The organism is Bacillus cereus group sp. N21 (assembly GCF_016483395.1).
Taxonomy (GTDB): domain Bacteria; phylum Bacillota; class Bacilli; order Bacillales; family Bacillaceae_G; genus Bacillus_A; species Bacillus_A pseudomycoides.
Window position 1 is genome coordinate 1 of sequence record NZ_JAEHBX010000030.1, and the last position, 25,763, is coordinate 25,763.

Below are 25,763 nucleotides of genomic sequence, written 5' to 3' on the forward strand. Positions count from 1 at the left end.
CATAGGAAAGGATGGCGTTTTTGTATGTCTATTTCTGTATCTGATGAATTACAACTATTTGCTCAAGAGATTCAAAGTTTTTTATCTCCAAATATCTTACGAGATCTTGCTAGAGATGTTGGTTTCGTGCAACGAACCAGTAAATACCAAGCATAACATGAATTTAAATATCAATTTATAAGTTAACAAGCATATATTCTTAATATTTTGATTGAAGAAAGCAGCAACTATATCGTTGCTGCTTTCTCATTTTCGTTATTGACTACTGATAAGTGGTGTTATGTAAACTTCAGATGTATACGATATGCATTAAAAAATGTACGACTTATTCTAACTCTACAGTGATAGAATGTAATAAATCTATATTTTTACAGGTGATAGGAGGAATGATTTTTGCATGAAAAACTTAGAAAATATCATATATTAGGTTCCTTAACCCTTATCATTAGTGGCTGTTCGATTTCAAAAGGATACGATACACCACAAGAAGCATTAAAGCACGGATTAAAACCAACAAGTGATGCAGAAACAAATAAATATTCTGTTTTAGAGCGTATTATAAAAATAGATGGAAAAACAGCCTTTTTTGTTACACCTAGTGATTACATTTCAATAGCAGATTTAGAAATAAAAAATGGAAAATGGACTGTTAGTGGGATGACAGGAGGAACAAATGTAAGTGAGTTAGAAGTACAAGATTCTGGTATATCACCTACTATGGGAATATCAAATGGAAAAGTTATTTCTGGTTATCTTAAGAACCCATCTATTAGCAAGGTATCATATGAATCCACCCCAGGACATATTGTAGATTTAGATAAATTCTTACCAAACGAACCAAAGTATAAAGGATGGAGTTTATGGTACGTGATCCTTCCTAATAAATTAGATGATGGTCCAAAAGCGTTAGATCTCATTACGACTGTTTTAGAATTTAAAGATACAAACGGCACTATTATACAATATAAGAACTGATCATTTATAAACAACTTCCGATTTCGAAAATTATATAAAAAAGCTAGCATCTTTCTTCAAAATGGTTTCTTATTATTTATTGTGAAATGAGGGTTTTCGAGTTGTTTTTGATCAATGTTTATTTCAAAGCTACATTTACACCTGTTGAATTTTTAAAGTATTGTTTCTGTATATCTAAATTAACAATTTTTAAGTGGAGAAGAAAAGATAAATATTTAATGTTACAACTTTAAATGAATACGAGTATAAATGTATAGATGTACATTTATACTCAAGGTGGAATTAGAAATTCTATATGAGTAACAGTAATAAATGTAATCATTAGAATAGGATCTCAGTAACGATAATAATTGTTTCAAAAGGAAGAACTATGTACGTTATTATGGAGTATATAAGCTTTTATAGTAACGATGATAGGTGTCTCTGGACAGCTATTTACGTACAGTAAAACTCCGAAGAAATAAGAAGTTAGGTGGGAGATAAACTACCCGTAAAAGCCAAATTGATGAAGGCTAATAATCGGAGGGAATGAAGGAAACCTCCACTGATTATTAGCCTTCACTTTATATTATTTACAATATATCCAAAAAAGATAGAGATATATTGTAAAATTAGTATTAAGCTTTACAAGTGAAAGAGGTCAAAAAGAAGATCATAAAACTGAAAATTAAGAAATTTTTAAATGGAAAATGGGGGATTTTAATGAGAAAAATGATATTATATAGCGATCAAATACAAGAAGATAGAAAATTGGATTATGAGCTTTTAAGGTTATTAAATAAAGAAAACCCTTCAATAGCATATCTTCGATCATCTTCAGATGAAACAGGAAAGTATTTTAATAATGTAGTTAAATATTATAGAGATTTAGGAATTAGCAAAGTAGAATATTTTGATTTAGATAAAGAATATGATGAAAGAAAGGTTAATAACATATTTAATTATGATGCAATACATCTTTCAGGTGGAAATACATTTCGCTTTTTAAATTCCCTACGAAAAAGAAATTTATTACATTCATTAAAATCTTATGTGGAAAATGGTGGGGTTTTAATTGGTGTTAGTGCAGGTAGTATAATATCTACTAAAAGTATTGATACAGCTCAATTTGTAGACGAGGATATTATAGGACTAGAGGATAGAAGCTCTTTAGGTTTTGTAGATTTTGATTTTATGCCTCATTGGAGTGAGGAGCAAAGTGAAAAATATTTAGAATTATTAAAGGATTATTCCAGGCTGAAAAATAGGACAATTTATGCTTGTAAAGATGGTGATGGGATAGTTATTGATGGAGAAGATATTAAATTGATTGGAAATGTTATAAAAATCTAATTTGGCTTCAATTTATCAAATACATTTTGTCTAAATGAGCTGAACAGATGTCTAGATACATTAAGAACTTATGGACATGAAAAAGTGTTTTTATATCTAGAAAATATTTTTATCATTTGCTCAAAGTAGGGAACGAAATCAGCAATTTCAATATAAACAGAAGGAGGTAGCTCAATTGAAAGAGTATGATTGGGATAATAAGTTGGAGTATTTGAGAAATACAAGGGATCTATATTATAACGATGATTATCTAAGTTTTTTGGTGAATTCAGTTTGGAAAATCTCTAAACCAGTTCATATTGTTGACTATGGTTGTGGATATGGTTATTTAGGTCTGAAACTATTACCTCTGTTACCAATAGGGTCTAGATATACAGGAATTGATAAGGGGAAGAAACTAATTAATAAAGCAAGAGAGTTATTCCGCATTCTTCCATATGAAGCAGACTTTCTTGAGGCAGATGTTACTGAAATTAAATTAGAAAGTAAGTATGATATAGCAGTATGTCATGCTTTTTTATTACATATGAACGATCCAAAGACAATGTTACAAAAAATGATAGACTCGGTCGTTGATGAAGGTAATATCATATGCTTTGAACCACATTGGATTTCGAATATGTCTTCGTATAGTCTTAACAATCTAGAGCAATCAGAAATTGTTCAGATTGGTGTTCTTCAAAAATTATTTGAAAAAGATGCAAAACGAAATGGTAAAGATGGAAACATCGGTATTAAATTACCAACATATCTAAGTGATCTAGGGGTAGAAAATATTGAATGTAGAGTTAGTGATAAGATTAATTTTCTTAATGTTAATGAGGATCAAAGAGATAAACAGCAATTGTATCAATCACTCAAGGAAGAGGGAATCGGTAATACTCCTGCTGAAAAAGAAGAATTCATTGAACGTTTAATAAATCGAGGGCTGATATACAATGAAGCGATGGTGCAGTACGAAGCAGAATTACAATTTTCTAAAGCATTCACTATAGATTCTTCTTTAGTATATGCTCCAAGTATGAAAATTACTTTTGGCATAGTGAAAAGCAAGTAATGTAAATAAAGAAATGAGTTAGGACTTCTAACGCTGTATACATGTTAGAAGTCTTATTTTTTAGTTTGATAGTATTTTCTAAAAGAAAATATGTCAAAATCGTGTACGAATGAAAATAGATTCGATATTAATTTTGAAAACCTCGCTTAAATCACCCATTTCCTATGGAAAAACAGAGATAGTCTTGTTATGATAACAAGCATAGTCCTTTTTTATAACTAGAATAGATAGAATTGTGAGAAAAGTCCGAGAAAAGGACGCGCACAAGGGAGGAACAACATGAAACGTGTTGCTTGGTTTACTGATAGTACAACTGCAAACTTTACAACAAGTGCAGATAATTTTGTTATACCGATTGAAATTGTTATTAATGGAACGGCTTACAAAGACTGTGAAGAAGGTGTTCGTGAACGTGTCTACGATGCATTAAAACAGGGTATAACTGTAACTACGTCACAACCTAATTTTGGAGATATGGTTGCACTCTTTTCTAAATGTAAAGAAGAATATGAAGAGGGATTTGCAATCACAATTAGTGGGAAAGTAAGTGGCACTTATCAAAATATGATACTTGCAGCAGAAATGGCAGGATTTCCTCTAGTTGTAATAGATAGTGAAACAACGAGTTATCCAATGGATGAAATTTTAACAAAAGCGCAAACGTTATACCGTAAGGGTATGACTTTACAAGATATACAAAAGACAATACAACATGTGGAACGTAGTCCTTATTATGTATTTCCAAAGGATTTGAAAGGTCTATATGCAAGTGGACGTGTGAAAGGTGTACAATTTATACTAGGCAGTCTACTAAGTGTAAACCTAATTCTAGAAGTAAAACATGGCGAACTTGTGTTGGAGAAGAAAGTTCGTAAAATACAAAAATGTAAAGAATATATGCGAAGCGAACTTGAAAAAGAAATGCCGAAAGTAGTCCATGTTTTCCATGCGAATGATGAAGAAGGGGCAGAAGAATGGATTGCTAATTTCAGAGCAGTATTTCCTGAAATGAAGTTTTTAATTTACCCACTTCCTATATCTTTTGCTGTTCATGCAGGTGCTGGAACAATTGCGATTAGCTTTTGAAAGGGGAAACCCGTGAATAATTCACGGGTTTTTTTGATGTGCCAGTTCTTATTTTTTTATGTTGATGGAAATAATTTAGAGAATGAGAGATGAAGTGTTTTAGTAATAAGTAAGTGATTAACCATTAAAATAAATTAACGTGATAAGATTTCCAACATACGATATATGCTGGAGGTCGTATTTTGTTCATAGTAATAACCTAATGTCATTTTTTCATTTTCCACAAAAACAAGCACAGATAACATAAAAGAAGAACACTAAATATGTAGAAAGCATTTGTAAATCCAAATAAATCTGATAAACTTCCGCTAAGCATCGGTCCGAAAAACATACCAATTGAGTAGGCTGTATTATAGATTGCAAAAAGTATTCCATATGCATGAACTCCGTTTTTGTCTGCGAGATATGTAAGTTCTGGTAAAGCAGGTGCTAGTAAAAGGCTAAAACTAATTCCAAGGATAGCAAGTACAAATATTTCCAGGGCGGTATGAGAAACAATCACTGTAAATGGGAAACATAAAGCAGCCAAAGCTATGCCTACTGCCATCGTTTGTTTTCTGCCAATTTTAGTTGAAAGTGTGCCAATGATTGGTGCGGTAAATCCATATGCGAGAGTTGGAACGGCAAATAGGAGTCCGATTGTCCCAGGGCTAAGGTGTAAGGTGTCTTGTAAGTAGAGTGGAAGAGTTGGCTCTAAAGCGCTAGGTAAGGCCGATCCTAGAATAATAATACCGATCATAATAAATAGGGAACGCATATTCAAGATAGATCGATAGCTAATTCGTTGGTTTGAGCTGGATTTTGGTTCATTATGAAGTAATGTTATTCGTAATATACCATCAATGAGTGCAATACTGGCAGCGATAATAAAGGGAAGATGATACCCTCCCCATTGATAAAGTGCCCCGCCGATTGTTGGACCAAGGAGCATCCCAGCTGCTTGTCCCGATAAAGCGAGACCCATGGCCTTTCCGCGTTCTTGCAGAGGGAACACATCTGCTAGAAGTGCTAATCCAGCTGTCCATGTTGCTGCTGCAGATATACCTTGTAGCATTCTTGCGAGCACGAGCAACCAGAAACTATTTGCAAGTCCGAATAATAGAGTCGCTGCTGCAAGTCCAAATAAGCCTAGAATCATAGGGAGGCGTCTTCCAACCTTATCGGAAACCACTCCTAAAATAGGAGTAGCAAGAAGTAAAGTAATAGCGTAACTACCGAATAAAAAGCCAATCTCTGTTTGGGAAGCACCTAGTGTTTCTGCGTACCGTGGTAAGATTGGGACAATCATTCCGTAGATGAGCATATCCGTAAAGACAGCTACTGCTACAACCCATAACGAAGCTTTTTGCACGCGAGACATTTTTAACCTAGCTTCCATCATTTTTCCTCCGTGTTCTTCTTATTTTCTAATCGAGATAACATTTTTTCCATTTTTTCAATGAAACGTAGCTGTATTTCACATTGTTCATAAATATTTTCAAAAATCAGGCTCACATGCTCTGGAATGTCTATCATTTTTTCTTTAATAGATTGTCCAGCTTTCATATTCTCGTACATTTCTATAATTTTCTTTTTTTGATCTTGTAAGGCGGATGAAATGTGTTCAAGAGAAACAGTATTTGTATCGAAAAAAGTAAGTGCTGTATATAACTCTGTTGGGAATACGACTGAAGATTGCTGGAATGACTGAAGCATGAGTGTATAGAATTCATCTTTTCCAGCAGGTGTAACACTATAAATTGCTTTGGAACGATTGCCCGTTTTTTCAACGGCATCAAGCTCTACTAATCCTTCTTTATCCATTTTTTTTAAAGCATGATAAATCGAAGCGGGAAAAACACCTGCCCAAGTGTCTGTTTGTGCTGATTGCATAGCTTGTTGTAATTCGTATCCAGACATAGGACCGTATTGCATGAGTAAACCTAGCACCATTAAACGTGTCATATGTATCCTCCGTTCAAATAGAAAATATAGAATACTAAACGTTTAGTATTTATTTATAATATATGTGGAAATATTTGTTTTGTCAATAAAAGGATGGGAATTGTTATGTCCCGTTATTTCAGGAAATAAGACCCACCCCAAAATTCAGCGAAAGTAAAGAAGTTTAGATGGGATACAAACACCGTATAAAATTTTGATTTATAAGTGGTGATTAACTTAATAAAATAAATTTTATTTCACCAAATTAAACAAAATACATGAAAAAATAGTTATTTTTATTCTTTTTAAACTATAATTTAAATAATATTTTCTATTATCGAGGATTATATAAGATTTTAATTGAATACATGATATAAGCTGTGTAGAATCTAAGCAAGCGGATAAGAATACTGCTTACTGATGCGCAAGAAAAATAATTACTAGAGGTGAATGCATGTTAGAATTTAGGCGATTAGAGATGTGTTTGAAGGAGAAACGATTTGTAGATGGATTACAGGATGTAAATAACGAAATTGCACATATAAAAGAAACCAATATGTTCTCCTATGTGAAGGAATGGCTTTCTTTGATTTCAGGGCATGAGGAATTTGATACGCTAATCCGTCTTACAGATGAAGGGCTTATGCATCAATATAGTGCCTTCCTAATTCGCTATTCATATAAAAAATTTCCAAATATGAGAACGCTCTCTTTATATTGTGATGAGCTAATTGATGACCGAAAAGTACTTGATGCTGAAAAGTTATTAAAAGACGCTTTGGACGATATAAAGGCAGAACAAATAGATTCTGATATTTTATCAAAAGCCTACTTTACATTAGTAAGATGCCTTTTAGAAATGAAACGAAATGAAGAAGCATTCCAATATATGGAAAAAGCTGAGAGTTATAGTACACGTCCAGTCTTTGATAAATGGGGCTATTTTTATATACAAATAGGAGAATGGGAGAAAGCGGAGCACTCACTTTTAGCTGGGATGGAACATAAGGAAAATGAAGAACTAGCGGTTTATTTATTATCACAGCTATATGCATATAAAGGTGAACAGAAACGAGCATTGCAATTGATTAATGATGCGATAGATCAGTTTCCGCAAGTACCGTATTTTTATTTCGAAAAGGTGAAACATTTACTAGATTTACAGTGTTATGAGGAAATGTTAACTGTAATAGATAAGATCGATCAGATATTACCGTACCATTCGTATAAAGCTTATTTTACACATTTACGTGCAGAAGCGTTGTATAAAATGAATAAGAACGAGGAGTTACTTGCTCTATTAAAAACGGAAGTATGTTTGAAGGAGTCACTATATCATAATATAGAAAAATACCCAAATAGGAAAAAAGTAAGATTGCCATTAGTACCAATCGCACAAAAAGATAATTATTGTGTTCCAGCGAGCTTGGAGATAATGCTTCGCTTATGGGGAGAAAGTCGTACACAAGATGAAGTCGCAAATCATATATTTGATGTAACAGGATCAAAATTTTCAGATACGGTTACTTATTTAGAAGAATTGGGCTATGTTTGTCGTTATTTCAAGGGGAACGAAAAGAACTATAAAGCATTACTCGATCAAAATATTCCTGTTTTATTAAGTATAGATATTGAACATGCATCCCATGTTCAAGTTCTTTCTGGATATGATGATCAGTTACAATCTTTTTTTGTTCAAGATCCTAATTTCTTGGAACCGCTTTTTGTTGAATATGAGAAGTTACAGGAAAGATATCGCTACACCGATGGTTTATCTATCGTATTTGTTCCTAAGGAGAAAAAGGAACAATTGTCATTTTTAGTAGAAGAGGAAGATGTATACTTCCGAAAGCTATTCTCTCTGACGGATCATTTAGAAGAGCAGGATAAAAAAGGGATTGAAAAACTCGTATCATTTTTACAAGAGACAAATGAAAATCCATACACGTGGTTATACACAATCAAACATATGGATGTTGAAGTGAATCAAGAGTTTATTCTTTTTTGTGCTGAAAGGTTAATGGAAAGATATCCGGATTCAGATTTTGTTAAGCTACATAGTGCACAATGCTTTATCCGTATTCAAGATTTGGAGCGGGCTAGTGATGTCTTGCGAAGTGTTGAGAAGAAGAATAATCAAGCATTGTATCATTTTATACATGGCCGTTATTCTTTAGAGAAAGAAGAGTATGAGGAAGCAATTTCTAGCTTCTGCTCATCGTTACAATTAGATGCGGATCAGCCAATCGCATGGAGTTTTCTGGCATTATCATATATGTATATAGATCAGTCTGAACAGGGCTTGCAAATGTCGCAAATTGCATTGCAACGTCATCCTGATAGGTTTATTCTTGTGAATCATGGTTTAGTTTTAATGGATTTAGAGCGTTATGAGGAAGCATATGAAGTGTTTAATGATTTATTGAAAGAATATAAGTATGAAGCACATATATGGTATGAAAGAGCCAAATGTGCGCATCAAATGGAGAAATTGCATTTAGCAATCAAAGGACTTCGCATCGCCATTCAATTAGACAAAACGGTACCATATCCATATGTAAAACTCTCAGAAATATATGAATCAGATCTAGAAGATAAGAAGAGTGCAGAAGCAATTTTATCGCAGGGTATCGAAAATTGCGAAGAATCATCATCATTATATACTCGATTAGGGGATTTGTATTTTCAAAATGATGAATTTGAAGAAGCTGAAAAAATATATAAACGTTCTTTAGAAGGAAATGATGGAGACATTTATTCTCATTTTGGTTTAGTTCAAATTTATATGGCAAAAGAACAGTATAATGATGCAAAGCATTATATTTTCAGCATGGAAAAGAAATTTGAACAAAATGATGAGTTTCTAATGAATGCAGGAATGGTATTGTGGGACGCTGAAATGGAATTAGGGGCTAATGAAGAACAATTAAAGATAGCGTTGTCAAAGTTAGAAAATGGCATCCGATGTTTGAAAAATAATATAGCGAATGTTTTGGAGGAATATGTAAATAGAGTTGAAGGGACACCATTTGTACAACGTGGGATAGCATTTTTAAGAAAACTAGAAAAAGAAAGAGCGGATATTACCGAGTATGGCTGTTATGCTGGTATTTTATATGAATCTCTTGGACAATACGATCAAGCAATGAAACGATACAATCAAGCAATAAAGCATAGACCGAGTACTCTTCCGTATTTTCGTATTGGTGAATCCCTTATGGTATTAGGGGAATTGGAAGACGCAAAAAGAGCATATGAATCTTGCTTAGAAATAGATGCAAACTTTATAGGAGTACATTTGAAGTTAGCGGAAATATACGAAAAAGAAGAAAACCGTTTAAAAGAACAACATCATATGCTTCAGGCAATGATCCAAGAACCGATGATTGTAAATATGGAGTATTTGGCAGAGCTTTCAGTAGAAAATTCTCTTCATAAAGAGCTTCTATCTGAGTTAGAGAAATTGGCTGGCAGAGTGAATGAAATGTGGCGTTTAGACGCTCTTGCATATGTATATGGCGCCATGAAAGATGTAGATAAAGAACAAGAACTAATGGAAGAAGCTTTGCAAATGGATGAAGAACATGTGGAAGTACGATATCATTATGCAAAAGTACTTGTTAAAAAGCGAAATCCGGAAGCAATTACATTTGTTACAAATTTAATAAAGCAAGATATTGAAAATGAACGTGTATTTGAAGTGTATGTTCAAGCGATGGAACAAAGGCGGAAATTATCTCAAATACGAGATTCCCTTCATTTGCTGCCAATTAAGAAAAAAGAAAGAAGTACTGCATTTATGTATGCTGCATCTGCACTTGCTGAGAGACTGAGTAAGCAACAACAAAATGAAGAGCCAAAGAAATCAATCCTTACAAGAGCATTTTATCGAATGAAAAACCGTGCGAAAGAAATTTCCCTTATTACAATTGTTATTGATTTATTTGAAATTTCCTTAAAATTTAATGCTAAAAATAGTATGGCAGCGCAGCGTTTAGCGATATTTTATGAAAATGGGAATATGATTACAGAAGCGATAGATGTATTACAAACATCTTTAGAAAACATTTGGAATACTAGCGCGGCACGGCAACTTGTAAATCTTCTCATCGAACATGGTGATGAAAATGAAGAGATGTTAAGAGATGCTCTTGAAATAATAAAGCAGATGAGTAAAGAAGAGCCAAATGATTATGACATGCTCATGTTACATTCAAATGTTTTGTTCATGTTAGGGGAAGAAAAACAGGCAGAAAAGATCTGTTTACAATTAATCGAAAGAATGCCTTTTGTGAGCCGTGCATTCCTTGCTCTAGCGGAAATATATCAAAGTGAAGAAAGATTTGAAGAGTCTATTGCAATGCTGGAAGAGGGAGTACTGCACCATCCGCAAGATCATGCAATGTTTCTCGCTTTAGCAGCGTCTTATCATCAGATTGGAAAAACAGAAAGGGCAGAAGAACTAACAAATCATATACTATCTTTTGATTCTTCAGATTTATTAGTTCGATACAACAGAGCATGCTATTTAGCTGTTTTAAATCGAAATGCTGAAGCGAAAGCAGAACTTGAAACTGTTCTTCATGAGGATGAAACTGGATTTTTTGCAGAGCTTGCAGAAGAAGATGAAGAGTTAGAGGAAGTGTGGGAAACAATAAAGTAATAGCAACTGTTCATGATGTATAAAATTCGAGAACTAGGACGAAAATGAAAATATATTTTTGAATTGATTGACAATTGTCTGTTTCATGGAATAAAATAACTTTTAATAAAAGTATACAAATCTGAAGACGAGAAAGAGTAAAATATTGTACTGTTCCCCAGAGAGCCGGCGCCTTGCTGAAAGCCGGTGTACAGACTTTATTTGAAAATCATCTCCGAGGAGTCGTGGCTGAATAAAGTAAGCTCGGACGGATGTCTACCGTTACAAAGAACGCGTATGTTAGTACGTTGCTAAGTGCTATTAGTTAAGATGCTAATAGAATTAGGGTGGTAACGCGGGTAAACCCGTCCCTATTTATAGGGACGGGTTTTTTGTGTGCTTTTACAAATTTTCAAAGGAGTGATTGTAAATGGAGAAGGTAAATGTAAAAGAATCAGCTGTAGGGAGAGAAACACGAATTCGCAAGCAGTGGAATAAGCAGAATATCTTTGAACAATCCATTCGAAATCGTGAAGGTGCACAATCTTTCGTTTTTTATGAGGGGCCACCAACTGCAAATGGACTGCCACACGTGGGGCATGCGCTCGGACGGACGATTAAAGATTTAGTAGCGAGATATAAAACAATGACTGGATATAAAGTACTTCGAAAAGCTGGATGGGATACACACGGATTACCGGTAGAATTGGGAGTTGAAAAACAGCTTGGTATTTCTGGTAAACATGAGATTGAAGAGTACGGAATTGAACCATTTATTCAAAAATGTAAAGAAAGTGTATTTACGTATGAGAAGCAGTGGCGTGAATTTACTGAGAGCATTGGATATTGGGTCGATATGGAAGCCCCGTACGTAACTTTGGAAAATCCTTATATCGAGAGTGTATGGCATATTCTTGGGACTATTCATGAAAAAGGGCTGCTATATAAAGGACATCGAGTTTCGCCATACTGTCCAAGTTGTCAAACATCACTTAGTTCACATGAAGTAGCGCAAGGATATAAAACAGTAAAAGATTTAAGTGCAACGGTAAAGTTTAAAGTATTGCATAGTCAAAATGAATACTTTCTTGGATGGACAACAACGCCATGGACTCTTCCAGCCAATGTAGCACTTGCTGTACATCCAGATATGGAGTATGTGAAAGCACAGCAAGCTGATTCGGTTTATATTGTTGCAAAAGAGCTGGCAAGCAATGTATTAAAAGAAGATTATCAAGTATTGTCTACCCATAAAGGAGAAGAATTAGTAGGTACTTCATATGCAGCACCATTTCCTATGGATGAAGTTACGAATGGCTATCGTGTTATTTCGGCAGACTTTGTTACGGGAGATAGTGGTACGGGGCTTGTTCATATCGCACCAGCGTATGGAGAAGATGATTATAAAGTTGTACAGAATCAAGGATTATCATTCCTTCAGGTTGTGGATGAACAAGGTAAGTATACGGAAGCTGTTCCATTTTTACAAGGGAAGTTTGTGAAAGAATGTGATGTTGATATTGTTCGTTACTTAGCGCAGGAAGGATTGTTATACTCTAAAGAAAAATATGAACATAGTTATCCGCATTGCTGGCGCTGTGATTCACCACTCTTGTATTATGCTGGAGAAAGCTGGTTCATTCGGACAACTGAGATCAAAGAGACATTCTTAAAGAATAATGATGCAGTCACATGGTATCCAGATCATATGAAACATGGGCGATTTGGAAAGTTTTTAGAGAATATGGTGGACTGGAATATTAGCCGAAAACGATACTGGGGAACACCGTTAAACGTATGGGAATGCAAAAACTGTGATCATCAATTTGCACCGAAGAGCATCGATGAATTAAGAAAACATAGCGTAGGGCATACAGCAGAAAATTTAGAACTGCATAAACCGTATGTAGATGAAGTGAAGGTATGCTGTGAAAAATGTGGTAGTTCGATGACTCGTACGCCAGAAGTAATCGACGTTTGGTTTGATAGCGGTTCGATGCCATTTGCACAGTATCATTATCCGTTTGAAAATAAAGAGCTTTTTGAGGAACAATTTCCAGCTGATGTAATCGCTGAAGGTGTCGATCAAACGCGTGGTTGGTTTTATAGTTTATTAGCAGTAGCGGCTTTATATACCGGAAAAGTACCATATAAACGTGTATTATCTCTTGGGCATGTGTTAGATGAACAAGGACAGAAAATGTCTAAAAGTAAAGGGAATGCATTAGATCCAGTAGAATTAGTCGAGAAATTTGGTGCAGATGCATTAAGGTGGGCACTTCTTGTTGATAGTGCACCTTGGAATGCAAAGCGTTTTTCTGAAAGAACTGTGCAAGAGGCGAAGTCAAAACTAGTAGATACACTTGTGAATGTATATAGCTTCTATGTTTTATATACAAACTTAGATAAATACAATCCAAAAGAAAAGTATGAGGTCAAGCGGACGAAATTAGATGAGTGGGTATTATCACGTCTTCATAGTACAGTGAAACAAGTAAGAAATGCATTAGACGAGTATCAATTTACAAATGCAGCGCGTGAAATTGCGGTTCTTGTAGATGAGGTTAGTAACTGGTATGTAAGACGTTCGCGCAATCGTTTTTGGGAGTCTGGCATGAATCCTGAAAAGGCAGCTGCATATGAAACGCTTCATGAAGTGCTTGTTACGCTTAGTAAATTACTTGCTCCGTTTACTCCATTTGTCGCGGAAGATATTCATCTTAACTTAGAAGGAAATAGTGTTCATTTAACAGATTATCCAACAGCGGATGAAAAGCTTATTCAAACCAAGTTAGAGCAAGAAATGAATGCCGTTTTACAAGTTGTTGAGTTGGGACGTAGCAACCGAAATCAGCATGGATTAAAAGTGAAGCAACCATTAGCAGAGCTTGTATTACTTGAGCACCATGAGCAGAAAGTGGACTGGGAATCCTATCGTGATATTGTTATGGATGAACTGAACGTAAAAGCATTTCATGTAGAATTAGATGAAACACAATATACATCGTACCAATTAAAGCTCGATTTTAAGACTGCAGGACCGAAGTTCGGGAAGAACGTTAACGCTATAAATCAATGGCTAAAACAATTATCGCAAGAAGAAGTACAAAACTTTGTTTCGACTGAAAAAGCATTGTGTAAGCTTGTATCTGGGGAAGAAGTTGTTGTAACGCTTGAAGATGTATTAGTAGAACAAGTACCCAAAGTAGGGTTTTCTAATACTACAAATGGACAATATACGGTAATGTTAGATACGAATGTGACAGATGAACTATTACAAGAAGGAGTGGCGCGAGAATTTATTCGAGCTGTTCAAGAGTATCGAAAACAATTGAATTTACCAGTTAATTTACGAGTAGATGTTATTTTGGATACAGAGGATGAATTACAAAACACTCTAACAAAGCATAAAGATTTATTAGAAGAAAATTTATTAGTAAAACAATTTACGTTTAAAGCATTGTCACAAGAAGAGGATGAAATTTCTTTAGGTGAGAAAAAGGTTCGTATTAAACTGAGTCCAGCTAGCTAAATGAAAAATAGGATATAGATGGAAAGTTCGAATTTTTTATAAAAGTAACTTGAGAATGGAGCGTAAAAAATTACAAGAATCCCTGCGGAATGTCGGGCAGGGATTCAGGGGTAAAGAGGGTTATTTGTATTTGTCGAAACATGTCGTTTTCAACAAGTTAATATTACCACCAATTTTCAGAAACTCATCATGTTAAATGTGTCTGAATTGTATATAAACTGTGTATAAATTTAAACAAAAATGCTATTTTACCTTATAAAACAAAAGTATGATAATCCTTATAAATAATTGCTGAATGATAAACTTACAAAAATGCTTTTAAAAGTTCTTGAACTAATGGAAGTACTCCACCTACAAATTTCAAAACTGCCATTGCGATTTTCATATTATTTCCTCCTCTTTCTTGTAAGATGTGATAAATGTTTATACCATTATTATAGAAAGTACTTATAACAATATAAATAAATTTCAATATATAATATTTCAAATTTATTTATATTTTATATTGTTATAATAGAAAGGGTAAATTCTACAGCATTTTTCGATGAACTGAATAACTAAAGAACATGAAAGTTTCCCTACTTAAAAAGGAAGAGAATTATAAAAATTCTCTTCCTTTTTTATGTGTACATAAACATTGCTTATCTATCTGAAAGTACATGTATACTATACGATTAGTGGCTCTGGTACAAATATGTTGCGCCCTTAAATAATTCATACAGATACGTAATCAAGTGTTCGTAAAGGTATAAGCTTACATAAAATAGAAATACTATCGTTGTGTATGGTAAGTATTTCATTATACAGGAGAGATGTTGTATGACTACTAATAAACGAGATGATTCAGAAAAGGAATTTGAACCTTCAATAATTAACTTAAATGATGAGTTAAATATAATTGATAATGGGGTTACAGAGAGAGTAGACGCTTATCAAAATTTGCAAGCTGAAGATACAGTTACACTTTTTTGGGGAGATGAATGGAATATAGAAGAAGCTGAGAAGAAAAAGATGGATTGTAATCGACCAAATGACGTTAAACAATATTAATTAACATCATGGAACATCTGTCAGTCAATCATACAGAAGCGATTTTAGGAACGTTATGAATAAAGAAACTGATGATTTCCTCAGACAAAAACAAAGCATCTCATTACTATTGAGATGCTTATTCAAATCAAGCATGAATTAACTATTATTATTTAAAAGAAATACAACAATTTATTTGATCTTTCAAAGTTAGAAAGTGGACAAGGAGCTTTTCATCCAAGTTTAACACATGCGGACAGAGCTCTGTTAAGAGGTATTAGAAGCTCAGTCGGTCTTATTAACGGACAAACGTATCGAGTTAAAAGTGTAAGTCTCCAATACATTACCTCAACTTTGGATTATGCCATGTAAAATAGTATGTGTTATCAGTAATTTATTACATAATGTTATACAGTATTCCCCTATATATGGAAAAATAGAGTGATAAATTAATAACTTATCCAGTGGTTTTTCTCATAACCCACTCTATAGGTCCTCTAGAAAATTTATTTCTCCATAAAATACTAAATAATATACTAAAAATGAAGAAACAAATGGCAAATATTAATACGAAAGATAAAGATTGATTTTCAAGTCTGTGTAAAAGGATCAATGTTCCGATGCCTAAAATGACGTGACTTACATAATGAGTTAAAGTTAATTGTCCGGTTTTAACGATGGCCCCAATAAACCAATTTTTTTCATACCTCTCAGTAATAAATAAGCAAAGGATCAAGATTATTAAAGCAGATCCGGTGGCAGATAAGATGTATAAAATGTTTGGTAAAATAGGTCCTGTATTAAATAAAAAGGTAGAGGATTCTTTTCCGATATAGGGGATGAAAAAATGAGTCAATACTTTTGACAACAATTCAGCAGTTGTTGAAATGATTAGGCTGATTATTAATAGTTTTTTTCTAATTTTATTATTATGAAGATTCATTCGTCCAATCAACATACCAACTAAGAAGAACGAGAACCATGGGAAAATAGGGTGGTAGCCGTTAAAGAATAAATTACGGAGGAATCCTTTTACTGACCAGAAATCTATATAGTTTATAAAAGGAATGGGGCCTCCCCAGCCTTCAAAGGCATTAAAGGTTAATTGGAGGTATTGTGTAATGAGTAAAATGAGTATCGATAACCAAAGCAATATCTTTTTATTTATTGTAATGAAGAAGGCTGCAATAAAGAGATACACGCCGTAGTAGTGTAATATATCACCTGTCCAGTCGATTGTGTATAACAATAAGCCTAATACAAATAAGAACAACGATCGCTTCCAAATCATTTTTTGACTAGCCATAATTTTAATTGGAGTACTACTAGAAACGGATGATTTAGTCATAAGGGAGATTCCTATACCTGCAAGTATGACAAATAGAGCAGAAGCGCGACCCTCAAATAGTGACATAAAGGCTATTAACCATGGGGGGCCATTACCTTCAGCCCCGGTTATAACCATGAAATTAACAATTAGCATTCCAAACATAGCCCATGCTCTAGCAAAATCTAATCCAATAATTCTTCTTTTAATTTCCATGGGAAACACGTCCTTTAAATATGCTATGCACAGCTTCAATCCATATTTGTTTATAATCCATGTTTGTATCAAACATCATGAAATTCCCGATATTATCAAGCACCAATGCGAGCATATGAGCTTTGGCTGTCAGGTTATCATCCTCAATAAGTTGCAATGAATTTGCTTTAGTAAGAAGTGCTTCAAATCCCTTTAAATATTCTCTTTGTATGGAAAGGAGCCGTTCATTATAATTGTTATTTCTAGATGCAAGTAACAAGTATTCTTGTAGGACACGGTTAAAATAAGGATCTTTATCTTGTTCATCGATTATGTTTACACCAATTTCAATACATTTTTCAATAAAATTGTTTTTTGTAAATTCATCAGTCTTAAAGAAGGTTGAAAATTGAACTGCCTGACATAGCTCATCAAATAAGCCTTCGATTAACGCATCTTTAGATTTGAAGTAATAATAAATAGATGGTTTTGCGATTCCGACTTCCTCGGCAATCATTGTGTATGTGGTCTTAGCGATTCCGTGCTCTGCGAATAAACGATAGCTTGCCTCGATTATTGCAGAAAGGGTTTCCTCACTTTTCCTCATAATTGAGCCTCCTAACATGTAAGATCATATTCAGAATAGCATGCATTAAAACATTTTTCAACCTATCGTTAGGTAAAAAACAGCCCGTTTTTTTATTGCCACCATATGAGTTACGACTGGTAAATGTCTAATTAAAAACAAACATTTCTGCTTAATATCCATAGCGAATAATATCTTTCGAAAGTATTTATCATTTTGATACACAAATATTGAGAAAATATTACTTTCTGTATTAATATAAAAAAGATAAAGGTAATATAATTGATCTTATAGAATTACTCGTACATTCAAAATTTATTAAGAGAGTGGAGAGTGATTCTAATGTTCAAAAAAAGGATGGTAGCAATTGCTACAGCAATACCGTTAGTGTTAGGTACAGTATCGGTTGTTTCAGCGGTAGAAGAGAAACAAGTAAAGATAGACAGGTATTCTCCTCAGGAAAAAGCAGCCGAATATTTAAAAGCGAATGCCGCGCAATATTCATTAAAGACAGATTTATCAGACTTACAGTATATTTCAACTACTGATACACAGGTAGCTTCATATGTTAGATTTCAACAAGTAGTAAATGGTTCCCCTGTATTTTCAAAACAAATAACCGTGACTCTTAATGGGAAAGGACAAGGGGTGCTTGCTGTTTCTGATTATCAGCCTGTTCAAAATGTGAAAGAAATAAAGCAAAAAATTAGTGAAAAAGATGCAGAGCAAAAATCAAAGGTATATGTTGGTGGAGAAAGTGAACAAAATTTATGGGCTCCAACAATGAAAGAATTCGGGTATATCATTGAAGAGGGAGTTGCCATTCCTGTATACCGAGTTGTAGTTCACTCTAATCAACCATTTGGTGCATGGGAAACATTCATTGACGCTGAAAATGGAAAACTACTAAAAAAGGTAGATATAAACCGTAAAGCGGAGGGAACAGGGAAAGTGTTTTTGCCGAATCCTGTCGTAACAAGTGGTAGTGTAACTGGATTAAAGGATAATAATGATGCAGATTCAGCAGCATTAAATAATCAATTAAAAACAGTTACTTTAAAAGGCTTAAATGGAACAGGCTTTTTAGTTGGAGATTATGTCACAATTTCTTCAAAGGCAAAAACAAAATCTTCAACTCTTCAATTTAATTACACACGTTCAAATGATAGTTTTGAAGATGTAATGGCATATTATCATATCGATACTTTACAACGTTATATCCAGCAAATAGGATTTAAGAACATTAACAATCGCTCTATTAAAGTAAATGTGAACGGAACGAGAGATGATAATTCTTTCTATTCCCCGTCAACAAAAGATTTAACATTTGGAACTGGTGGAGTAGATGATGCTGAAGATGCAGGAATCATCGCACATGAATATGGGCATTCGATTCAAGATAATCAAGTTCCGGGCTTTGGTAGTTCTCCAGAAGGTGGGGCGATGGGAGAGGGATTTGGAGATTTCTTAGGTGCAACTTATGAAGATGCTACATCAACTACAGGATATGGAAAAGCATGTGTAGGAGAATGGGATGCGACTTCTTATTCAAGTTCAAATCCAACATGTTTGCGTCGATTAGATAATAATAAGGTGTACCCAAGAGATGTGCAAAATGAAGTACATGCAGACGGAGAAATTTGGTCCCAAGGAGAGTATGAAATGGCACAATCCTTTGGCCGTGATGTAGCCACAAAAATCATTTTACAATCGCACTGGTCATTAACGCCAAATGCTAAATTCCGTGATGGGGCAAAAGCGATTAAACAAGCAGATGCTCTTCTATATGGTGGACAACACGCGGCGGAAATTGATCGGATTTGGGCGGCAAGAGGAATTAGTACAAATTAAGAATATGAATGAATAATAAAGAAACCCTGGCATAACACCGATTATGCCGGGGTTTCTTTATTATTTGTATTTACTATCAAAAATTACCTATCCAGTCATCTAGGAGTTTTCCAGATTTATTGATTTACTGACGCAAAGGCTGTCTGAGAGAAAGTAGGTACAATTTGATTTAATACTACATCTAATGATTGGCCATGGGCTAGCAAGAGTTCATCAAGGAAGCGCTGTCCTTCAGTAGATGAAGTGAGAATGGTAGTTACTAGCTGTGGGTCAAATATAGTATGTGGTGAGATTGCTAATGAGTTTACTGCCCAATACATTCCGTATAATTTGAAATCACGCTCGGTTGTGGCATATTTAAGAAATAAATCCATATATTTTTGGCCAAAAGAAATCCCTTTCAATTGCTGTGAACTCACATATTCGACACCTTTCCACTACAAATCAGTAGCACAATTGAGCCACCAAGCTGGTTCGATTACATCTTGCATTTTTTTGAGAACTCTTTGTTCGAAATGAGGGATAGGGTTATGTTGTTGTTCTTGCAAGCAAGACTCGAGTACTTCTACTTCAATTGCAGCAACGGTCATTCCTTGACCGAAAATTGGATCGTAAATACAGAATGCGTCTCCCAAGACTAACAATCCAGAGGGCCATCGATCCATTTGTTCAAAGTGATGACGAAACAATTCTGGAACACGATAACTCCGAGGAGAGGATATTGGTTCAAACTCGTGCAAAATTTCGCCAATTATCGGACTTGGGAGCTGGGAAATAGCCTGCTCAAACTCTTCGGCATTTGTAGGAGGATAATGTCCACCAGGACGATAGATTAGCACTTCGGCTATATTATTTTCAATAAAGGAAAAGACGCCTGTAAAAGTTTCTTTAGTTGGCTGCCCTGCAATATTGATTGTGTCCCATTTTTCTGTGAGATGTAGTAGGTGGGAGGGAACCTTATAGCGGCGAGTACTATATCCAAGGGAGACTTTCAAGCGATCTGAATCTGGCACATCATAACCCTGATCTTGAAGCCAATTTACGAGTTTAGAGGAACGACCACTAGCATCAACTATCAAATCAGCATTTAGTGTTCGTACTTGTTCAGATTTTCCGCGTTCTGAGACTTGGACTCCTGTAACAGTTGTTTGATCAATCGTCATTAATAAACCAATTACGTTATGATTTGTGAGAAAACTAATATTAGAAATTTTTTGTACTTGTTTACGAAGTGTCCATTCAAGCAAAGCTCTACTGAATTTGACATCATTCCGTGGATATTGCATTTCTATCGTGCCATATTGATTCATGTTATGGATGGTTTTATTTAGTACTGAGGGTGCACCTTGTGCTGCTAAATCATTTTCATAGCCTGGAAAGAGTCGTTCTGTAATTAATTTACCACGCTGGGTAAAACGATGTGGATGGAAGGCTTGTGGAGTACCAGGACGGTTGTCAGGTCTTTCTGGAAAAGTATCTTTATCGACTATAAGCACTTCTTTATAGTAGGTAGAAAGTACTCTTGCAGTTAGTAACCCTCCAATACCACCGCCAATGACAATTGCTCGTTCTGTTTTTCCTGTTGTTAGTGCATAGTTGGTATGAGTCATAATTTTCAACCTCCATTTATCAGGTGAATTTTAATCAGTATTTTTCATTCCACACTGGTTATTAGTGATTGACTGAGGTTTTTCCTGCCTGCTAAATTGAATATTTTGCATTAAGGTCATTTAATGGAGCCACGCTAGGAAGTTGAAAGGTAGTTAGAGTTTTTAAAGGGAAAAAGAATGATACAAAAAAGCGTCATTCTTTCCTAATATTTTTTAGAAAGACCAACGCAATTTTCCATTTAATATATTTGTTTTATAAGTTTGAAGATACAGATATGATTATTGCAAGAAATCTTTTCTAATCTTGTAGAAGAATTTTATTTTTGAGATTCCTTAAAAACAAAATGCTCTTTAAACTTTCTTCCCTCAACTTTTTGACCATTTCGCATTGCACGGAAAGGATGTTCTTGCCATGTAATCATGACATCTACCTCGTTTGTTCTTACAGAAACAGGAAAATCTGCATGTTCAAACCCTGTTTTTCCACTTGCTAATCGAGCTTCTTTTAAAGAAAAGAGTTCATATTTTGTTTCCGTGTTTGATTCATTTCGGAATACTTCCACTTGTACGTTATATACTTCATCTTTTCCAATGTTTTGTACTGAGAAGTGATACGTGTGAAAAACATCTTTTTTAGGCTGTAACATGTTTTTGTTTGTTTTCTTTACTTCGTCAATATGTACTTTCCATTGTTTTGAATTCTGTGAGATGGGTAATGATTGTGGGGAATAAGCGTATGCTTGATTTGTCATTATCGTGCATAATAGTAAGAGTAAGAAACTTATAATTTTTCTCATGTATAGACCTCCAGAAGAAATTTACTAATAATATGCCTAGGAAAACAAATTGTTATGTAATGAAATAGTTTCTTTCTGAGTGGAAGGGGAAGTCATGATGCAAAAGAACTTGAAGAAGTGGCAAATCAAACTGATGTTGTGTTATTGAAAGGGTCGCGAGGAATGACATTAGAAGAAATTGTTTCAGAATGGATTTGAAATTAAAATCAGAAAATAATGAAAAAACACCTTGCATTTTCTCTTTTAAAGGAATAGAATACTCTGTAAATATAAAAAGTGATGAACAGGAAAAGTACATGATGTAAGGGTCTCCAGAGAGCAATCAACTGCTGAAAAGATTGCGATACCGCATGATGGAAAGACACCTGTGAGCGTTGCTTTGAACGTGAAGGTTAGTAAAAGCAAACGGTACCTACCGTTATCAGGTTTAAGATGGTCAGTATGACAATTTGGGTGGTACCGCGGAAAAATCCGTCCCTATTTATAGGGGCGGATTTTTGTATTCTTTGAAAGGAGGTGAGTGGCCGTGGATGATGATGATGATAACAATAATGTAAATAAATATGAAAATATAGGAGGAAACAATAATGGATCAATCAATGAAGCGGTCACTCGTTCGTGAATGTAAAACATGTAGTAAAAAGGTGGTTTTACTACAAGGTTGGGTGAAAAAAATTCGGCATTTGGGGAATATCAGTTTTTTATTATTACGTGACCGAACAGGTGTTATTCAATGCGTGTTAGAAAAAGGATTAGCGGGATATAAAGTAGACGTAGAAAGTGTTGTTCAAATTATTGGCGAGCTTGTGGAAACCACAAAAACAGAATTAGGTGTGGAACTGCTTGTAGAAGAAGTAAAAGTGTTAAATACTGCTGAGCCACTTCCTTTTGAAGTGAATAAAAGAAAGCTGCAAGTTGGTTTAGATCAAATGTTGAATGAGCGCGTCATATCGCTTCGGCATGAACGGATACAAGCCATTTTTACGATTCAATCTACGCTCGTACAGGCATTTAGTGAATTTTTAATAGAGAACGATTTCACACGTATATTTACGCCGAAAATCGTTTCTCAAGGAGCAGAAGGGGGAGCGAATGTTTTTAAACTCCCTTATTTTCAGAAAGAGGCATATTTAGCTCAATCTCCTCAGTTTTATAAACAGATGATGGTAGCAGGTGGTTTTGAACTTGTTTTTGAAATTGCTCCTGTTTATCGAGCTGAGCATCATAACTCTTCTCGTCATTTGAATGAATATATATCATTAGATGTAGAGATGGGTTTTATTGAAGACTTTTATGAAGTGATGGCATTAGAGGCAGATGTTTTACGTTATATGTTTGAACAAGTAGGACAGAAATGTGAAAAAGAATTAGTGCTCTTGCAAGTTACGGTTCCTATAATTACAGAAATTCCAAAGATTACACTTGCAGAGGCGCAGAGCATTTTAAAAACAAAGTACCGAAAAGAATCATCAGCAGGCGACTTAGATACAGAAGGGGAAAAACTAGTTGGAAAATATGTGAAGGAAACATACGGTAGTGATTTTGTCTTTATCACACATTATCCGAAAGAAGCGAGACCGATGTACACGATGCCGAATAAAGAAAATCAAGCTGTTACGGATTCTTTTGACTTATTATATAAAGGATTAGAGATTACATCAGGTGCGCAGCGAATTCATGAGTATCGTATGTTACTTGCTTCTTTTAAAGAAAAAGGGTTACAGCCAGAAAACTTCGAGTCTTATATTAATACATTCCGATATGGATGTCCGCCTCATGGTGGTTTTGGGATTGGGTTAGAAAGGCTTGTATATAAGTTTTTAGAACTATCAAATGTGAGAGAAGCGAGTGCATTTCCGAGAGATTGTACGCGTCTCGTGCCATAAAGAAAAAGAATCTTCGCGCTTGTTGCGAAGATTCTTTTTTAGTGATAGAAATTTGTACAGTTAAGTTTCTTTCTTTCGACAAAAAAATAAATAACTTACTTGACAGTCATAAATATAACCGATATAATTCGTAGTAATTTCAAAAGAAATTATATTCAGAATATTAGAGTGCGTTGAATAGGAGTAGTAAGGTCATGTGTTTGTACAGAGAGCTATGGGTTGGTGTGACATAGTCAAATGACATCCTGAACTCGCCTAGGAGCAGTAAGGTGGAACAGAAGTCTAATTCTTAGTAAATCTTAACGGTTAACCTTCGATAACAGGTTTGTAATCAAACGATTACTGCTAAGGTGGATTCATAATGGAATCAATAAGGGTGGTACCGCGTTAAGTAAATGGCTTAGCGTCTCTTTATATAAAGAGATGCTGGGCCATTTTTTTATTATATATAGGAAGAAATGGAGGGTTTATTTGGATTGGTTAATAATATTTATTTATTAATATAAAAAGATGTAATTAGGAGGAAAATAGGATGAAACAGACGGAGCAGTGGACTTCGAAATTAGGATTTATAATGGCTGCAGCAGGATCTGCAATTGGGCTTGGAGCAATATGGAAGTTTCCTTATATTGCTGGAAAGAGCGGGGGAGGAGCATTCTTTTTAATCTTTATATTGTTTACGGTATTAATAGGTCTTCCGTTATTGGTAGCTGAATTTATGATAGGGCGCAGTACACAAAAACAAGCAATCGGAGCATTTAAAAGTATCGCACCAAATACAGGCTGGCATTGGATTGGACGTCTTGGCGTTGGAACTTGTTTTATTTTGTTATCATTTTATAGTGTTGTTGGTGGCTGGGTATTAATCTATTTATTCAGAGGGATAACTGGACAACTGATTACACCGCAGCAAAATTATAGTTCACTATTTACAGAAACAATTGGGGATCCGGTTTGGGCAATTGTTGGCCATTTTGCTTTTATGTTTATTACGATTTGGGTTGTATCAAAAGGGGTACAAAATGGAATCGAAAAAGCGAGTAAATATATGTTACCAGCATTGTTCGTTCTGTTTGTTGCTCTTATTGTACGCTCCTTAACACTTGATGATGCGATGAAAGGAGTCAAATTCTTCTTACAGCCTGATTTCTCAAAAATCACATCAGAAAGTATTTTGTTTGCAATGGGGCAATCATTCTTTGCTATTAGCATTGGGATATCCATCATGGTCACGTATAGTTCTTATTTAAATAAAAAAGAAAGTTTGCCACGCTCAGCGGTAACAATTGTTGGACTAAACTTATTTGTTTCTTTATTCGCTGGTCTAGCTATTTTCCCAGCAGTATTTTCACTAGGAATGGAACCGACAGAAGGACCAGGGTTACTATTTATTGTGTTACCTTCAGTTTTTAGTCAAATTCCATTTGGTAGCTTTTTCTTAACAGTATTTCTTGCACTATTCACATTTGCAACGTTAACATCTGCGTTTTCACTACTTGAAACGGTTGTTTCAGCACTAGCGAATGGACAGCAGGAAAGAAGAAAGAAATTGTCATGGATCATTGGATTTTTAATTTTCTTAGTTGGTATCCCATCTGCACTTTCATTTGGTGTATGGAATGATATTACAATCTTTGGTAAAAATATTTTTGATGCGGTAGACTTTTTATCTAGTAATATTTTAATGCCATTTGGAGCTTTGTTTATTAGTATTTTCGTCTCGTTTAAAATGGAGAAAAAGGTATTAGAAGCAGAATTTTTTGTTGGCGGTAATTACGGGAAAGTATTGTTCACTTGCTGGGTATTCTTGCTTCGATTTGTCGCTCCGATTGCGATTGTCATTGTCTTTTTGAATGTGATTGGGATTATTTGAAATTAAATAATTGAATATTCGGAAATTATTAAGGTGTATTTAAGGAAAAAACCAACCGAATT

General features: G+C 34.6%; 16 protein-coding genes, 2 pseudogenes and 3 other annotated features. Of the genes and pseudogenes, 11 read left to right on the plus strand and 7 right to left on the minus strand.

Translation table 11 applies throughout. From position 1 onward, the window contains the following. The first annotated feature begins 393 nt into the window (after positions 1–393). From JDS96_RS17130 to JDS96_RS17145, 4 genes are all read left to right on the plus strand, one after another. Positions 394–975 (plus strand): hypothetical protein, encoded by a 582-nt coding sequence (locus JDS96_RS17130; protein ID WP_199667543.1) that lies wholly within the window; start codon positions 394–396, stop codon positions 973–975. A 702-nt stretch (positions 976–1,677) separates the two neighbouring features. Further along, positions 1,678–2,307, plus strand: a complete 630-nt coding sequence (locus tag JDS96_RS17135) for a Type 1 glutamine amidotransferase-like domain-containing protein (RefSeq protein ID WP_026008632.1) — start codon at positions 1,678–1,680, stop codon at positions 2,305–2,307. A gap of 175 nt (positions 2,308–2,482) precedes the next feature. Beyond that, positions 2,483–3,364: a methyltransferase domain-containing protein gene (locus tag JDS96_RS17140; RefSeq protein WP_199667544.1), complete on the plus strand. Its 882-nt coding sequence runs from the start codon at positions 2,483–2,485 to the stop codon at positions 3,362–3,364. Positions 3,365–3,643: 279 nt separating this feature from the next. Then, positions 3,644–4,450, plus strand: a complete 807-nt coding sequence (locus JDS96_RS17145) for a DegV family protein (RefSeq protein ID WP_199667545.1) — start codon at positions 3,644–3,646, stop codon at positions 4,448–4,450. Positions 4,451–4,655: 205 nt separating this feature from the next. Here JDS96_RS17145 and JDS96_RS17150 read toward each other — a convergent pair whose 3' ends face one another. Next, positions 4,656–5,828, minus strand: coding sequence for an MFS transporter (locus tag JDS96_RS17150; RefSeq protein ID WP_003197306.1), 1,173 nt, complete (start codon positions 5,826–5,828; stop codon positions 4,656–4,658). Beyond that, positions 5,828–6,394, minus strand: a complete 567-nt coding sequence (locus JDS96_RS17155; RefSeq protein ID WP_003197308.1) for a PadR family transcriptional regulator — start codon at positions 6,392–6,394, stop codon at positions 5,828–5,830. The genes JDS96_RS17150 and JDS96_RS17155 overlap by 1 nt, the downstream gene beginning before the upstream one ends. Positions 6,395–6,827: 433 nt before the next feature. Between JDS96_RS17155 and JDS96_RS17160 the strand changes: the two genes are divergently transcribed. After that, the gene (locus JDS96_RS17160) at positions 6,828–11,036 is read left to right on the plus strand and encodes a C39 family peptidase (protein ID WP_199667546.1); all 4,209 of its coding nucleotides are present in this window, start codon (positions 6,828–6,830) and stop codon (positions 11,034–11,036) included. Positions 11,037–11,151: 115 nt separating this feature from the next. Further along, positions 11,152–11,391, plus strand: a binding site (T-box leader). Between the two features lie 54 nt (positions 11,392–11,445). Next, positions 11,446–14,547 carry an isoleucine--tRNA ligase gene (gene ileS, locus JDS96_RS17165; RefSeq protein WP_199667547.1) on the plus strand — a complete coding sequence of 1,034 codons (3,102 nt, stop codon included), beginning with the start codon at positions 11,446–11,448 and terminating at the stop codon, positions 14,545–14,547. Between the two features lie 304 nt (positions 14,548–14,851). Here ileS and JDS96_RS33060 read toward each other — a convergent pair whose 3' ends face one another. Further along, positions 14,852–15,034 (minus strand): hypothetical protein, encoded by a 183-nt coding sequence (locus JDS96_RS33060; protein WP_033794835.1) that lies wholly within the window; start codon positions 15,032–15,034, stop codon positions 14,852–14,854. 332 nt (positions 15,035–15,366) lie between these two features. Here JDS96_RS33060 and JDS96_RS17170 point away from each other — a divergent pair, with 332 nt between their 5' ends. Beyond that, the gene (locus JDS96_RS17170; RefSeq protein WP_199667548.1) at positions 15,367–15,597 is read left to right on the plus strand and encodes a hypothetical protein; all 231 of its coding nucleotides are present in this window, start codon (positions 15,367–15,369) and stop codon (positions 15,595–15,597) included. Between the two features lie 165 nt (positions 15,598–15,762). Then, positions 15,763–16,018 (plus strand): annotated as a pseudogene (locus JDS96_RS32175) (histidine kinase); the annotation flags it as partial. 15 nt (positions 16,019–16,033) lie between these two features. Here JDS96_RS32175 and JDS96_RS17175 read toward each other — a convergent pair. Together JDS96_RS17175 and JDS96_RS17180 are read right to left on the minus strand one after the other, a co-directional pair. Continuing rightward, positions 16,034–17,119, minus strand: coding sequence for a DUF418 domain-containing protein (locus tag JDS96_RS17175; RefSeq protein ID WP_199667549.1), 1,086 nt, complete (start codon positions 17,117–17,119; stop codon positions 16,034–16,036). Further along, entirely contained in the window at positions 17,109–17,705 is a 597-nt protein-coding gene (locus JDS96_RS17180; protein WP_199667550.1) for a TetR/AcrR family transcriptional regulator, read from the minus strand. Before JDS96_RS17180 ends, JDS96_RS17175 begins: the two co-directional genes overlap by 11 nt. Before the next feature lie 321 nt (positions 17,706–18,026). On the opposite strand from JDS96_RS17180, the gene JDS96_RS17185 reads away from it, so the two are divergent. After that, positions 18,027–19,535: a M36 family metallopeptidase gene (locus tag JDS96_RS17185; protein ID WP_018766452.1), complete on the plus strand. Its 1,509-nt coding sequence runs from the start codon at positions 18,027–18,029 to the stop codon at positions 19,533–19,535. A gap of 116 nt (positions 19,536–19,651) precedes the next feature. Here JDS96_RS17185 and JDS96_RS17190 read toward each other — a convergent pair. Further along, a pseudogene (locus tag JDS96_RS17190) lies at positions 19,652–21,145 on the minus strand (NAD(P)/FAD-dependent oxidoreductase). A 317-nt stretch (positions 21,146–21,462) separates the two neighbouring features. Beyond that, entirely contained in the window at positions 21,463–21,942 is a 480-nt protein-coding gene (locus JDS96_RS17195; protein ID WP_199667551.1) for a hypothetical protein, read from the minus strand. A 270-nt stretch (positions 21,943–22,212) separates the two neighbouring features. Then, positions 22,213–22,424: a binding site (T-box leader), on the plus strand. Between the two features lie 105 nt (positions 22,425–22,529). Here JDS96_RS17195 and aspS point away from each other — a divergent pair. After that, positions 22,530–23,828 carry an aspartate--tRNA(Asn) ligase gene (aspS, locus tag JDS96_RS17200; RefSeq protein WP_199667552.1) on the plus strand — a complete coding sequence of 433 codons (1,299 nt, stop codon included), beginning with the start codon at positions 22,530–22,532 and terminating at the stop codon, positions 23,826–23,828. Positions 23,829–23,992: 164 nt separating this feature from the next. After that, positions 23,993–24,242 (plus strand) — a binding site (T-box leader). Positions 24,243–24,360: 118 nt separating this feature from the next. Next, positions 24,361–25,701, plus strand: coding sequence for a sodium-dependent transporter (locus JDS96_RS17205; protein WP_199667553.1), 1,341 nt, complete (start codon positions 24,361–24,363; stop codon positions 25,699–25,701). The last annotated feature ends 62 nt before the right edge of the window (positions 25,702–25,763 follow it).

Excerpts from the sequence above, each read along its gene's own strand:
- JDS96_RS17135 (WP_026008632.1), top strand. The coding sequence starts at position 1,678 with ATGAGAAAAATGATATTATATAGCGATCAAATACAAGAAGATAGAAAA.
- JDS96_RS17145 (WP_199667545.1), top strand. The coding sequence starts at position 3,644 with ATGAAACGTGTTGCTTGGTTTACTGATAGTACAACTGCAAACTTTACA.
- JDS96_RS17150 (WP_003197306.1), bottom strand. The coding sequence starts at position 5,828 with ATGGAAGCTAGGTTAAAAATGTCTCGCGTGCAAAAAGCTTCGTTATGG.
- JDS96_RS17155 (WP_003197308.1), bottom strand. The coding sequence starts at position 6,394 with ATGACACGTTTAATGGTGCTAGGTTTACTCATGCAATACGGTCCTATG.
- JDS96_RS17160 (WP_199667546.1), top strand. The coding sequence starts at position 6,828 with ATGTTAGAATTTAGGCGATTAGAGATGTGTTTGAAGGAGAAACGATTT.
- ileS (WP_199667547.1), top strand. The coding sequence starts at position 11,446 with ATGGAGAAGGTAAATGTAAAAGAATCAGCTGTAGGGAGAGAAACACGA.
- JDS96_RS17170 (WP_199667548.1), top strand. The coding sequence starts at position 15,367 with ATGACTACTAATAAACGAGATGATTCAGAAAAGGAATTTGAACCTTCA.
- JDS96_RS17175 (WP_199667549.1), bottom strand. The coding sequence starts at position 17,119 with ATGGAAATTAAAAGAAGAATTATTGGATTAGATTTTGCTAGAGCATGG.
- JDS96_RS17180 (WP_199667550.1), bottom strand. The coding sequence starts at position 17,705 with ATGAGGAAAAGTGAGGAAACCCTTTCTGCAATAATCGAGGCAAGCTAT.
- JDS96_RS17185 (WP_018766452.1), top strand. The coding sequence starts at position 18,027 with ATGTTCAAAAAAAGGATGGTAGCAATTGCTACAGCAATACCGTTAGTG.
- JDS96_RS17195 (WP_199667551.1), bottom strand. The coding sequence starts at position 21,942 with ATGAGAAAAATTATAAGTTTCTTACTCTTACTATTATGCACGATAATG.
- aspS (WP_199667552.1), top strand. The coding sequence starts at position 22,530 with ATGGATCAATCAATGAAGCGGTCACTCGTTCGTGAATGTAAAACATGT.
- JDS96_RS17205 (WP_199667553.1), top strand. The coding sequence starts at position 24,361 with ATGAAACAGACGGAGCAGTGGACTTCGAAATTAGGATTTATAATGGCT.